Source organism: Proteus sp. Marseille-Q3619, from assembly GCF_965283115.1.
Map to the genome: position 1 here is coordinate 2,073,662 of NZ_CBDIMP010000001.1, position 12,711 is coordinate 2,086,372.

Below are 12,711 nucleotides of genomic sequence, written 5' to 3' on the forward strand. Positions count from 1 at the left end.
AATTATTTATCTCGACTACCGATAATTAATTTGAACGTTCCATTTAATAATTGTTTATAAAACAATCTTTTATTACTTGTCTCAAATAAATAATTATCAATATCAATTAAAAGTCATATTCATATTAATCAATAAGATAATAAAATTAATTTGAATAAGATCACTGATCTGATCTTCATTTATTGGCAAAGACTCTTCATCATTTTATTATTGGAACGTTCAAATTTATCTATGTCTTATAGATAGCCAACACCAGATAATTAATAAAATCATAATAAAACAATAGGATAAGGGGATTTCTTATGAAACTTCATTTTTTAGGGACGGCTGCCTCAGAAGGCATACCCAATCCCTTCTGCCGTTGTGAACACTGTCTAAAAGCAAGAGAACTTGGTGGGAAAGATATCCGAACTCACTCGTCTGCCATTGTCGATGACATTATGTTAATCGACGTATCACCTACATTTAGCTACCAGTTAATGCGTGATGGAATGGATGCTACCCATTTTGAAAGTCTTCTATTCACTCACACGCATCCTGATCATTTCAATGTTGGCGATCTGTTTAGCCGAATGGAAGGTTATGGTTTTGAAATTAACCATCCCCTTCATATTTTTGGCAATGATCGCGCCATTAATGGTTGTATCGAAGTTTTACCTGGTTACAGCAAAGAGCGTTTCGCTTTTCACTGCTTAATTCCTTTTGTTACTGTCGAAAGAAACGGTTATAAAATTACGCCATTACTTGCTAATCATGCGAAATGGGAACTTTGCTATGTTTATCATATTGAGAAGGATGGCAAGGTGATTTTCTATGGTCATGATTCTGGTTGGTTCCCTGAATTAACGTGGAAATGGTTAGAAAACAAACCACTTGATATCGTTGTTTTTGAATGTACTTATGGACTCAATGGTAAAGATCGTACTGATAATCATATGAGCTTAGAAACCGTATTTGCAGCAAAAGAAAAACTGCAACAACAAGGTTGTTTACATCAAGATACACAAATTGCCGTTTCGCATATTTCACATAGCGGTAAATTGCTTCACCACGAATTAGAAGCTGTTTGTGCTCCTCATAATATCCGCGTTGCCTACGACGGATTAACGTTAGAAACAAATTAAGAGGAGAACGATGATGGATATGAAAATAACCTCTCGCTTACTAATTATGATGTTTGTGCAATATTTCATGCAAGGTGCGTGGAATATGACTATGGGGCTAGTATTAAGTACCTACGGTATGGCAAGCATTATTGGTAATGCCTATGCTTTATTAGGTGTAGCAACAATTATCTCCCCATTATTTATTGGTATGGTGGCTGACCGTTTCTTTGCTTCACAAAAAGTGATGGGCATCCTTCATTTAATTAATGCCGCAGTCATTATTTGCGTTCCTCAATTTATTGAAGCACAAAACAGTGGTATGACTTTATTCTTAATTTTCATTATTGGATTATTGTTTTATCCAACCACTGCGCTTTCAAATAGTATTAGTTTCTCCCACATTAATGGTGTGAAATATTTCCCTATTATTCGTGTATTCGGTACGTTCGGTTTTATGGCTATCGGATTTATATTAGGAGAAATGGGCTTCTCTGGTAGCACAATGACTTGGTATATTGCTTCTGCTGTGGGCGTATTACTGGGTTTCTATTGCTTTACATTGCCTAATACACCACCGAAAGCGAAAGGCAAACCGTTCTCTGCTCGTGATATTTTATGTTTGGATGCACTGTCATTATTTAAAGATCGCTATTTCGCTATCTTAATGTTTAGTATCTTTATTTTAATGATCCCTAAAACAGCTTACTCAGCTTATATTCCCGTATTTATTAAAGCATTAGGTTTTAATAATGCAGCGTCTATTATGCAAATAGGGATCGCCTGTGAAGTGCTATTTATGTTTGTCTTGTCATTCTTCTTAATGAAATTTGGCTTCAAAATTACACTTCTTTTAGGTGCTGTTAGCTGGATTATTCGCTCAATATTCTTCTCTTATGCTGCGGTAAATACAGAATTCTATTTTATCGTCATCGGATTAATGTTGCAGGGATTATGTTGGGACTTCTTCTTTACTGCTGGTGATATCTATGTTGACCGCAAAGCAAAACCTGAAATCCGCGCTCAAGCACAAGGTTTACGTTTTATTGTCTCTAATGGTTTCGGCTTATTATTTGCTTCCACTATTTGTGGTCAAATCTTTAATTCAACCGTAACAGAAACAGGTGATGCAGCCTTACCACAATGGTCTACATTCTGGATATATCCAGCGATTGTTGCCGCCGTTGTGACGATGTTCTTTATCTTCTTCTTTAAAGATGATGTGAGCAAAAAGAAAAATAACGAAGATAAAAAAGCACAAGAAAGTATTGCAACACCGTAGTTTTAAAATAAAGGAATAAGCCAACGTTAGGAGCAAACCATGGACGCATTAATACAGTTTGTTGACAGCATTGGCCCTTTATCACTTTCAAGTATCGCTAAATTACTGGCCGCCTTTATTTTAGGCGGCCTTATTGGCTTAGAGCGTGAATCAAAGGGAAAGCCTGTCGGTTTTAAAACCTGTGTCATTATTGCTGTTGCCAGTTGTTTATTAACCATTGTCTCTATTCAATCCGCAGAATATTACGCCAATATCTCTGATAATATTCGTAGTGATCCCATGAGATTAGCAGCACAAATTATCAGTGGTGTCGGTTTTTTGGGTGCAGGAGTCATATTACATCGGCGTGATGACGCAATTTCAGGTTTGACAACCGCGGCGATAGTATGGGCTTCAGCGGGTGTGGGGATTGCTTGTGGTTCAGGATTTTATTGGCATGCAATGATTGTGACTGTTCTCTTTTTTATGGCTATTCAACTTAGCCCACAAGTGGTGCTATTTCAGATGAAAAACCAACGTCTAGGTAAGATAAAAGTGCGTATGCTATTTACTCATGAAAGCGGTGTTCCTCTTTTAATTGAGTATTTAAAAAACCATAAAGACGTGATTGAAAATCTGACTATTCGCGATATTAAAAAAGAACGCGTTGAAGTGAATTTGAAACTGTTAGTACGGCAAAAAATTACCTTACCTGAATTTTATTGCTCATTAAAACAGCTTGAACATGTTCATTCTGTTTCTTTGGATCATTAATATATTTAAAAATAAAAAGTGCGCTTTATCTTAGATAACCGCGCACTTTTCTATTATTTTGATGACCGATTGATGGTCATATTAAGGATTTTCTATAACTAACGGATTACCAAAACGTTCTAGATACATCATGCCAAATATTGTTGAAGCATAATCTGTAATATGCCCTACATCACGATAAACTGGTACACCATCTATATCGGTTAAGCAGACATTTTTATCACACTGTACATCTTTAGGGTCGATGATAATTAAAGTTGGATAGTCCTTTTTTAATTTAATAAATAACTGATCCATCCATGTATTCCCCTCACCTTTATAGTTTTTGGGATTACAGTTATTATCTGCAAAGTCTTTTCTTAATTTTGCATTTTCATAAAAACAGGTCATAAAACCACTTGGCATAGAATTAACTGTTTTAATAAAAACAGGTTTAGCGCCTGTGGTAATAATAAGATCAAGCGCTTCACGCATCGCTTTTTCAACGCGTTTACGAGACTCTTCGACGGTTCTAACATCACCTAGCTTATTAATGACATGATTTGATGCATAGTTATTCCAAACTTGCCCAAATATCACATAATCAAAGTGATTGTTCTTGATGAGTTGGTAATATTTCGCCGTTTGATCGTAACAACGCTGATAAACCGCATTTTTATGATTAGACCAATCATAAAGGTAAATATTAGGAAGAGTAATGCATGATGATGTTGCTTGTGCATACACATCAAGCTTCGCATCTTTACCTAAAATATCCATAAAGCCCCAATAATGATTTGCATGAGAATCGCCAAATAAAAACGCTTTTCTCTGGCTTCCCACTTCACCAATATGGCACATTTTATCTGGATCAGAGGCTTCAAAATTCATACATTTAGTTCGATTAGGATAATCAAACTGATTCAACTTAGCTTCTAAATTAACGTAATTTTGCCCAAGCCTTGCGCCAATACCTTGATATTTTTCATTTAGTGCATTTAGCCCCAAAGTGCATAAGATAGGAATAATTAACAAAAGTGTGACGGAATATTTAAAGGCTAAACGCTTTCTTCTAAGCGGTTTTTCAATAAACAAATAAGAGGTTATTGAGAGCAATAAGGTTAATGCTAACAGTGATCCTTTTTGTAGTTCTGTATTAAACACACCAATATAACGTGCAACTGCAAATAATGGCCAATGCCATAAATAGAGAGAGTAAGATAATAATCCAACGATCACAATTGGCTTTAATGAAAGTATTTTTTTAATAATACTTCCATGCTGTCCAGTATAAATAATGAGTGCGGCACCAAGACAAACATATAACGTATTAATATTCGGATAACCTGCAATAATATCATTTTGAAATGCAACCCAAACAATAACACCTAGCGCAATTAAGCTAATAACATCATTTATTCTTCGATTGAGTTTCATTTTCGTGGGCAAATAAGCCACACAAGCACCTAACATAAACTCAAATATACGCGAGCTAAAATAATAATAGTTCTTAGGCTGATCTTTCTGATAAAAAAACACAAAAGAAAAAGACACTATTGCAATAAATACAATAGGATAGAAATGACTTATTTTTTCTTTATGATTAATTTTATGTAGAAAATAAAGTGCAAAAGGTAAGAAAAGATACCATTGCCACTCTATCGCTAAAGACCATGTATGCAATAACGGTAAAAAAAGTGCATCTTGCGCTGCATAGCTAGTTGTTGCCCTTGCAAAATATTTATTAGAGAGAAAGGCTGAGGCGTATTTTTCGCTATTTGTAATATCTAAGTAATCGCTAGGAAGGTAAAAAAGCCCTGAAATCACTAAAACAGCGATTAATACAACTAAATAAAGTGGCTGTAATCGCCATAATCGACGATTATAAAAATCACAAAATGAAAAATTACCTTGTGATAATGAGGTCTTAATTATCAATGAGATCAAAAAACCAGAGATCACAAAGAAGATATCGACACCAATAAACCCTGAAGGGATTAAGCGATTATCCAAATGGAAAAGAATAACCAGAATAACAGCAATAGCTCTTAAACCATCAATATCAGCGCGATATTTTACATTCATAATTCAAGTACATTATCCAGATAAAAAGAATTGCCGGATTATATACCAATTAACCATATCGCTTTAGTCACAAAGGGAATGATTTGTTATTTTATGCCCGAATACACTGAAAATATTATTTTTTATCAGTTGTACTCGTTAATTAATATTGACCTTCACAAACTCACGATGAGCATACTGAACAGCTTCCAACACAACTCAATCTGAAATTTCAATTACTTTATTTATTTTAAAAAGATAATACTGTCCCTAGCCCAGGGACAAGGGACGCATTAATAGGAGGAAAGATGAAAAGCCGAGATATTTTATTATTGCTAAAACTAATATCACTGCAACACCATGAAAATCAATTAAATGGAATTAAAAACTTAAGCTCACAGCCTGAGTTATGGCAAAGTAGGAACATGCCAGAAGGAGAAGTATTGAAGCAACAAGGGAGCATTACTATTAAACGATGTACTGATATTGGTCTAGCCAAGAAAGATCGTAAATATGGTGTGCCAAAAACGAATAAGAAATCCTTACTTGAATTTATTATATACGGAATAAAATATGTATTCCCCGCCAGAATGGGCGAATTAACACGAGGAATTGCCACCTCATTCTCAGCTCCTATGCTAAATGACAAGCTATTTAGTTCGGGGGAATTAATCCCTGTCTGGCCTGATGAAAGAGCAAAAAGTAAAGGATTAAATCGCGATGATGTTAGCATACTTAAAATTATGCCAAGTAATTCTGACCTCAGTTTCACTGTCAATTCTGATTGTGACAATATTTTTTTCATTGCTCAATAAACACACATAAACAATTGAAATTATTAAGTATAGTTACTGATTAAATTCTGAAGTAGTTCCCATCATCACTTCAGATGAAAGAGAACCTTTACTCACCACAAATTTTGGATGTCGAATAACGATAGAGGTATTAATATCATAGAACATTAATGATGATCGGCTCAGTTCTAACTCATCATAAAGCGTCTTCATTTCTGCTGATGACGTATTTTCACATAATCGCCCAAGCGTGATATGAATAATATTTTTATGAAGAGTGTTATCAATGGGGATCTGCTGATAAACCTTTTGTCTAAATTGTTCTAATTCCTTTGAAACGCCCGTTAATATCACACTACCATTAGACGTTAGCACAACGTTATTAAATGAAATTTCAATTCGTTTTGTTTGATTAAAGATTTGGGCAATCTCATGGCACCACGCCAATAATACGGGTCGTTGCAGTTTAAACTGTTCATTTTGTTGATTAAAAATCGTTAATAATGTGGAATGAAATTCTTGTGGCTGAACAAATTCAATAAATGGAAACTTAAGTGCAAGCGGTTCACAATAAGCCATTAGCTTCTGGCTAAAGGAAATAAAGCTTTCCTCAATTTCAGGCTGACAAATCATTAATTGCCCCGCATTTAAGCTGACATCAAAAATACTTTCATCATTGATTTGTCGTTGCCAAATTTCACCTGTTGACAATTTTTTGAGTGTTGCTTGTGTCAGGAATTCGCATGCCATAAATGCACCTAAGTAAAAAATATAATTATTGCTATTACTTTGGTTGGAGTGAAATTTAAAATCAAGTTGCAGAGTGAATAATAAAAAGTGGCTTTCATCTAAAAGCCACTGTCACATCAATGGGGGAGATGTTAAAAATGGGCTATCTATAAATACTCAATCAAAATCAAATCAATTACAGAAAATTAGCAGCTTTAAACTTCGCGAGAGCATCTGCTGTTTGCTCTGCGGTCATTGGACGTAATGGTCGACGAGGAGAGCCCACATCAATACCATGCAGTTGCATTGCCACTTTTCCTGCCGCAACGCCGCCGTATTCGACTAACACACGAATAATCGCAATCACTTTATCCATGCAAGCGGTCACACCTTCATGATCACCCGCTTTGAATTTTTCAATAATTTCAAGGTATAAGGGAGCTGCATAGTTATAAGTACTGCCGACTGCACTTAATGCACCACAGGCTAATCCAGCAGGAATAAATTCATCAACCCCAAATGGGATGTCATATTTTCCACCATCTACACGTAAGCAACGCTGGAATTCATACATATCAGGAGAGTTAAATTTCATACCTGATAGATTTGGGATAGCTTTACCCGCAGCTTGTAAGAATTTTTCCATATCAATGCTTAAGCCTGACATCGTGGAATGATAATAATAAAAACCTTTTGATGGCGCACTGGCGGCGGCTAAACGGCAATATTCAACCAAATCATCAACATTGCCTGGCTTAAAGAAACAAGGACCAATCACTGATGTTGCTTTGATATCTAATGTCTCAGCATGGCGAGCAAGTTCTAGTGTATCCGCAATGCTTAATGCACCCGTGTGAATAATAAGGTCTAGTTTACCCTGACTGGCATCAACCCAGCGTTCAGCTACCTTCTTACGTTCTTCAACAGAGCAATGAATACCTTCACCCGTTGTTCCTAATACATAAGCACCCGTCACACCGCTTGCTATAAGATGTTTTGCTATCTCATCAATGACAGGATAATTAACGCTACCGTCAGTCGCAAATGGGGTATGAGGCGCGGCAATCAGTCCAGAGAGTTTGTTCATGATCACTTCCTTTGGAGGTTAATTTCTTTATTATTTAATTTATGGAGTTTGACTCTATATTAGAGAGCTACACTTCAGAACGCAATAACGAAATGAGCGTTAAAGGAAGAGAAAAATGAAAGTGTGATCTTTCGCCAATTTTCGCAAAAAATCACACAATGCAGAAATGAGCTTACGCGGAATGAGTCTGTTTTAACGCATTCAGTGTTCGTAGTTTTTGCTCCTTGACCATTTCTGGTTGAGCTTGAACTAACAAGGTATAGAGGAGATCCAACACAAAGAGTTGTGCTGTTTTTGTGCCAATAGAGTCGCCTTGCAATTTCCCTTGTCGATTACCATTAATCAAATGGTAGTCCGCATGTTCCATAATCTGTGAACCCAAATTATGAGTCAGTGCAATGGTATGGGCTCCCGCTTCTTTTGCCAATTTAAGGGAATGAACCGTTTCTGGTGAATTACCTGAGTGGCTAATACCAATAGCAACATCACCCGGTTTTAATAACGAGGCTTGCATATACATAAAATGGTTATTTGTCACCGCATCAACACGATAACCAATTCGCATTAATTTATTTTTTAGATCTTCCGCCGTTATACCTGAAGAACCAACACCACAGATAAAAATATAATTTGCTGACAATAAAGCATCTACAGCGCCTTGAACTTGCTTCATATCGAGCAGATTCAATGTCTCTGATAGTACGTTATTAATCGTTGCTTGAAGTTTTAAACCAATGGTATGGATATCGTCTTGATGAGTGACTTCTGCATCAAGAATAGGTGACTCTTCATTATCAGAGGTCGCCATTTCAATCGCCAAATCCATTTTAAAATCTTGAAACCCTTTATAACCCAAAGTACGACAAAAACGCACAACCGTCGCTTCACCCGCTTTTGTCGCTTGTGAAAGTTGAGCAATAGAGAGCTGAGTAACTTCTGTAGGATGGAACAGGATATAGTCTGCAATACGCTGTGATACTCGCGTTAGACTATTTTTCATTGCGCCTAGCGTATCAAGTATTTTACCCGGCTTTAATCGGGTCGTTGCCTGTTCTGTCATGGAGATTATCCTTGGTTGCAGAAGATACACGGAAAAAATTCTGCTAACAAGAGTACCAATTCCAACAGGTTAAAAAAAGCCTTGCTCATACAATAATATGATAATAAAAAACGCTTTATTCCTTATGTCATCAGAATACAACTTACTGATACATCAGAAATAAAGCGCTTAATAAAAACAGTAATTTTTAGTCAGTCAATGTGGCGACATCCAACTTAACGACCACTTTCTTCAGTGTATTTGCACCCTTTTCAGCCGAAATTCCCGGTTTATGAGGTTCATAAGGCATAAAAACAGCAAACATGCTTGGTGTAAGCGTTAAGGTCTGTTGACCTATTATTGTATCGGTTAGTTGATAATCATCAGCTTCATTATAAGGTGTCGCATCTTGAGCTGAGCCTTGTATACCAAAATCAATAATTTCCTCACCAGATAGCAATATCTGAATATCAATATAACGCTGATGTAACTCTGCACGTTTTTGCTCACGAGGCTGCGTGTCAAACGTCATCACATTCATAAACAACGTTTCACCGTCAATTTTATAACTACCCGGTGCGAGAGATGCAGGATCAAGTGCGAGTGCTTTTTCCATCGCGTTACGCAGTGCTGAATTCATTTCTGGCATCAAAGCCAAATCTGATATGTGTCCAAATAACATAGGTTATCCCCTATTAATTCCCTGATGTTTCATTGTCATCTAATGAAATTTGTTTTGCTGAGGCGAAAAGAGGCGCTGTGATTGTTCCTGCTATTACCACAGACATTGCACCAATCACTCCGTAGAAGAAGAAGTTAAGATCACTGCCATAACGAGCTGCTAATACCGCAATAATACTGACGATAATACCCACTACGGCACTGCCTGCATTGGCACGTTTAACAAAAATACCCAGCATAAACAGACCTGTCATTGGGCCACCCATTAAACCAATCAGGCTGTTAAAAGCATCCCAAATTTCAGACTCATCAGATAAAACTAACCAAATGGCTGCAAGGCTGCTGAATACACCCGCTACGATAATCACTAATCTCGCAACTTTCATTTTTTGTTCAGCACGGCGTTCAGATTTACTTAAACGTGTGTAAATATCAGAGTTAAAACAGCTTGAGATACTGTTTAAGCTACTCGAAATACTCGATTGAGCCGCAGCAAAAATAGCCGCAATAATTAATCCAGCAATACCGACTGGCATTTCGGTCACAATAAATAGAGGGAGAATACCACCTGTATTAAAGCCTTCAGGTAAGAAGCTAGGATTCTGTTTGTAATACACAAACAAGGCCGAGCCGATAGCGAAGAAGAAAATAGGAATAATGGCAACTAATTTAGCGTTTGTTATCAATGTACGCTTAGTTTCTTCAATGGAATCCGTCACAATATAACGCTGTACGACATCCTGACTTGCGGTAAATTGCTGAATGTTCGCGAATAAAAATCCGATCATCAAAACAGGAATGGTGCTATCAGTCCAACTCCAACGTAATTGTGTCGCAGGGAAGAATTTATCTGCCTGTGATGTTGCTGTGAAAATTTCACTAATTCCGCCATCAACTTTAAAGCAGATCATAATAAAGATAAGCACTGCGCCACCTGATAGTAATAACCCTTGAATAACGTCAGTCCAAATAACGCCTTCAATGCCACCCATCCAAGTATAAACAATACATAGCAAGCTAATCAGCACAATTAATACTACGGGATCGATACCCATAAAAGGACGCAAAGCAAGTACAGTTAAATAAGTAATAATTGCCACTCGACCAATATGGAATAACATAAATGAAAGGCTGGCAAATAAACGGCTGCGTATATCAAAACGCGCTTCTAAATATTCATAAGCCGAGGTGATTTTTAATTTTCTAAAAAACGGAATATAGAAATAAAAGACTAATGGCAAAATAGCGATAGCTAAATATTGCCCAATAATGAAAGTCCAGTCTGAGGTATAAGCCTTTGCAGGAATAGACATAAACGTAATCGAGCTTAATGTGGTTGCAAAGACGGAAACACCCGCAGCCCAACCTGGAACGCGACCTCCGCCACGGAAATAATCATCCGCGGTTTTTTGACGTTTAGAGAAATAAACACCAACGAGTAGCATTGCTGCTAAATAACCAAACAGCACTGCATAATTAATGAAACCAAAATCATGTAATTGCATTTTTTAGTCCTGCCATATGTAGGGTAAAAGGTAAGTTTTACGACAGTTTTTTATTGCTCTCTAGCCCACAGGACAGCGCCCCAGAGCCCGGCATCATGATGGTAGTGAGCCGATAATATCGGCACTTGTAATGCTAATGGCTGTTGTGTCATGGCTGCTTGAACGAGTTCTATATACCCTTTCGCTAGCCCAACACTACCGCCAAGAACGACACAATCGGCATCGGTTGTTGCTTTGATATCTGTCACCAAATTTGCAATTGTGTTTGCTGAGTGCTCAATAATTGATTTTGCTTGTGAATTTCCCTGATGAAAGGCAGCAAAAATCGCTTTAGCATCTTTTCCTGCAAGCTCTCCAGTTGCCTGTGCGGCAATCGCACGACCTGAAGCGATAGCTTCAACGCAACCATAGCGACCACAGCCACAACGTGGGCCATGAGGATCTGCTAAGGTGTGACCTAAATGGCCTGCAATACCTCGTTTCCCTGTAAAAAGTTGTCCTTGTTGAATAACGCCACCGCCAACACCTGTCGATACAGTGATAAACGCCATATCAGAAATAGTTTCTCGACGATAATCATATTCAGCCCATGTTGCAGCTTGAGCATCATTCAGTAACCAACATGGCAACCCCGTGATCGCAGATAACGTTTCTTTTAAAGGAAAATCCTTTAATCCGCCTAAATTATCTGGATTCAGAGCCGTTAAAATGCCATTACAAATAATGCCTGTTGATGCAACGGCAACACTATCAGCATGGTTTTTTAGTGGTGTCGTAATAGCAACGAGTGCTTCATAAAGTTGTGTTGGTGATGCACTTGCGGGTGTGGTGATCTGCGTATGTTGTGTCAATTGGTTATCTCGGCTAATTAATGCTGCCGAAATTTTTGTTCCTCCAATATCAATGGCTAATGTATTCATTTATCTAACTCCTGCTGCCACTTTAATGCTTGAGTGAACCAATCACAGACATGCTCAAGACGTGTTAATGCAGAGCCTACAGTGACAGCCCAAGCACCCGCGTGCATACCTCTTGCTGCCATCATCGGTGTGTTATAACGCCCTTCAGCAATCACTCGGCATCCTTTTTCAGCCAATGCAGTGACCAGCTGTAAATCAGGCAGCTTTGGTATTTCGCCACCGGTATAGCCCGACATCGTTGAACCAATAAATTCAGTGCCCAACTCTTGGCAATACATGCCTTCGTCAAAGGTGGCGCAATCCGCCATCGCCAATTTTCCTAAACGATGAATATGAGCTAATAACGTTTTCACGGGTACAGGACGCACACGATCAGTACCATCAAAAGCAATAATATCTGCACCTGCGGTGGCTAATTCTTCAATATCACTGAGCCACGGTGTGATCCTTACAGGACTATCAGGCAAATCACGCTTCACAATGCCAATAATCGGCACATCAATAAGAGGACGCGTTGCTTTTAAATTATCAATTCCCTCAATACGTACTGCGATTGCACCTGCATTTACTGCGGCTTGAGCCATAGCAGCGACAATTTCGGGCTTATCCATTGGACTATTATCAACGGGCTGGCAAGACACGATTAATCCGCCCTTTTGCTGAATATCCTTAGTCATTTTTTCAATTAGCGCCATTTTGAACTCACTGTTCTCTTCTTTTGAAATACAACTCCAAATTATAATATTTTACGGAGTTTAATTTCTCAATCAAAAAA

The 12,711-nt window shown here is 37.7% G+C and carries 12 protein-coding genes; 4 read left to right on the forward strand and 8 right to left on the reverse strand.

Annotation, left to right across the window (positions count from 1 at the left end):
• Window positions 1–302: 302 nt before the first annotated feature.
• From ACWPWK_RS09485 to ACWPWK_RS09495, 3 genes are read left to right on the forward strand one after another with little or no spacing between them, the layout of a single operon-like run.
• Window positions 303–1,124, forward strand: coding sequence for an MBL fold metallo-hydrolase (locus tag ACWPWK_RS09485; RefSeq protein ID WP_099076083.1), 822 nt, complete (start codon window positions 303–305; stop codon window positions 1,122–1,124).
• A 13-nt stretch (window positions 1,125–1,137) separates the two neighbouring features.
• Window positions 1,138–2,385, forward strand: a complete 1,248-nt coding sequence (locus ACWPWK_RS09490) for an MFS transporter (protein WP_109373756.1) — start codon at window positions 1,138–1,140, stop codon at window positions 2,383–2,385.
• A gap of 39 nt (window positions 2,386–2,424) precedes the next feature.
• Entirely contained in the window at window positions 2,425–3,138 is a 714-nt protein-coding gene (locus ACWPWK_RS09495; RefSeq protein WP_109373757.1) for an MgtC/SapB family protein, read from the forward strand.
• A gap of 81 nt (window positions 3,139–3,219) precedes the next feature.
• Here the strand turns inward: ACWPWK_RS09495 and ACWPWK_RS09500 are convergent, their stop codons facing one another.
• Complete coding sequence (locus ACWPWK_RS09500; RefSeq protein WP_109373758.1) at window positions 3,220–5,202, reverse strand: acyltransferase family protein; 1,983 nt, start codon at window positions 5,200–5,202, stop codon at window positions 3,220–3,222.
• A 287-nt stretch (window positions 5,203–5,489) separates the two neighbouring features.
• Between ACWPWK_RS09500 and ACWPWK_RS09505 the strand changes: the two genes are divergently transcribed.
• Entirely contained in the window at window positions 5,490–5,996 is a 507-nt protein-coding gene (locus ACWPWK_RS09505; RefSeq protein ID WP_196573599.1) for a hypothetical protein, read from the forward strand.
• 33 nt (window positions 5,997–6,029) lie between these two features.
• Here the strand turns inward: ACWPWK_RS09505 and ACWPWK_RS09510 are convergent, their stop codons facing one another.
• From ACWPWK_RS09510 to ACWPWK_RS09540, 7 genes are all read right to left on the reverse strand, one after another.
• Window positions 6,030–6,725, reverse strand: a complete 696-nt coding sequence (locus tag ACWPWK_RS09510; protein ID WP_109373759.1) for a hypothetical protein — start codon at window positions 6,723–6,725, stop codon at window positions 6,030–6,032.
• Between the two features lie 175 nt (window positions 6,726–6,900).
• On the reverse strand, window positions 6,901–7,791 hold the full coding sequence (locus ACWPWK_RS09515; RefSeq protein WP_100158564.1) for a dihydrodipicolinate synthase family protein: 891 nt from the start codon (window positions 7,789–7,791) through the stop codon (window positions 6,901–6,903).
• A gap of 172 nt (window positions 7,792–7,963) precedes the next feature.
• Complete coding sequence (locus tag ACWPWK_RS09520) at window positions 7,964–8,851, reverse strand: MurR/RpiR family transcriptional regulator (RefSeq protein ID WP_109373760.1); 888 nt, start codon at window positions 8,849–8,851, stop codon at window positions 7,964–7,966.
• Window positions 8,852–9,038: 187 nt separating this feature from the next.
• Window positions 9,039–9,512, reverse strand: a complete 474-nt coding sequence (nanQ, locus tag ACWPWK_RS09525) for an N-acetylneuraminate anomerase (RefSeq protein ID WP_109373761.1) — start codon at window positions 9,510–9,512, stop codon at window positions 9,039–9,041.
• 13 nt (window positions 9,513–9,525) lie between these two features.
• Window positions 9,526–11,016: a sodium:solute symporter gene (locus ACWPWK_RS09530; protein ID WP_109373762.1), complete on the reverse strand. Its 1,491-nt coding sequence runs from the start codon at window positions 11,014–11,016 to the stop codon at window positions 9,526–9,528.
• A gap of 50 nt (window positions 11,017–11,066) precedes the next feature.
• Window positions 11,067–11,936 carry an N-acetylmannosamine kinase gene (nanK, locus tag ACWPWK_RS09535; protein ID WP_109373763.1) on the reverse strand — a complete coding sequence of 290 codons (870 nt, stop codon included), beginning with the start codon at window positions 11,934–11,936 and terminating at the stop codon, window positions 11,067–11,069.
• Window positions 11,933–12,631, reverse strand: coding sequence for an N-acetylmannosamine-6-phosphate 2-epimerase (locus ACWPWK_RS09540; RefSeq protein WP_109373764.1), 699 nt, complete (start codon window positions 12,629–12,631; stop codon window positions 11,933–11,935). Before ACWPWK_RS09540 ends, nanK begins: the two co-directional genes overlap by 4 nt.
• Between the last annotated feature and the right edge of the window lie 80 nt (window positions 12,632–12,711).

Coding starts and splice junctions, on each gene's coding strand:
- ACWPWK_RS09485 (WP_099076083.1), top strand. CDS start 303: ATGAAACTTCATTTTTTAGGGACGGCTGCCTCAGAAGGCATACCCAAT.
- ACWPWK_RS09490 (WP_109373756.1), top strand. CDS start 1,138: ATGGATATGAAAATAACCTCTCGCTTACTAATTATGATGTTTGTGCAA.
- ACWPWK_RS09495 (WP_109373757.1), top strand. CDS start 2,425: ATGGACGCATTAATACAGTTTGTTGACAGCATTGGCCCTTTATCACTT.
- ACWPWK_RS09500 (WP_109373758.1), bottom strand. CDS start 5,202: ATGAATGTAAAATATCGCGCTGATATTGATGGTTTAAGAGCTATTGCT.
- ACWPWK_RS09505 (WP_196573599.1), top strand. CDS start 5,490: ATGAAAAGCCGAGATATTTTATTATTGCTAAAACTAATATCACTGCAA.
- ACWPWK_RS09510 (WP_109373759.1), bottom strand. CDS start 6,725: ATGGCATGCGAATTCCTGACACAAGCAACACTCAAAAAATTGTCAACA.
- ACWPWK_RS09515 (WP_100158564.1), bottom strand. CDS start 7,791: ATGAACAAACTCTCTGGACTGATTGCCGCGCCTCATACCCCATTTGCG.
- ACWPWK_RS09520 (WP_109373760.1), bottom strand. CDS start 8,851: ATGACAGAACAGGCAACGACCCGATTAAAGCCGGGTAAAATACTTGAT.
- nanQ (WP_109373761.1), bottom strand. CDS start 9,512: ATGTTATTTGGACACATATCAGATTTGGCTTTGATGCCAGAAATGAAT.
- ACWPWK_RS09530 (WP_109373762.1), bottom strand. CDS start 11,016: ATGCAATTACATGATTTTGGTTTCATTAATTATGCAGTGCTGTTTGGT.
- nanK (WP_109373763.1), bottom strand. CDS start 11,936: ATGAATACATTAGCCATTGATATTGGAGGAACAAAAATTTCGGCAGCA.
- ACWPWK_RS09540 (WP_109373764.1), bottom strand. CDS start 12,631: ATGGCGCTAATTGAAAAAATGACTAAGGATATTCAGCAAAAGGGCGGA.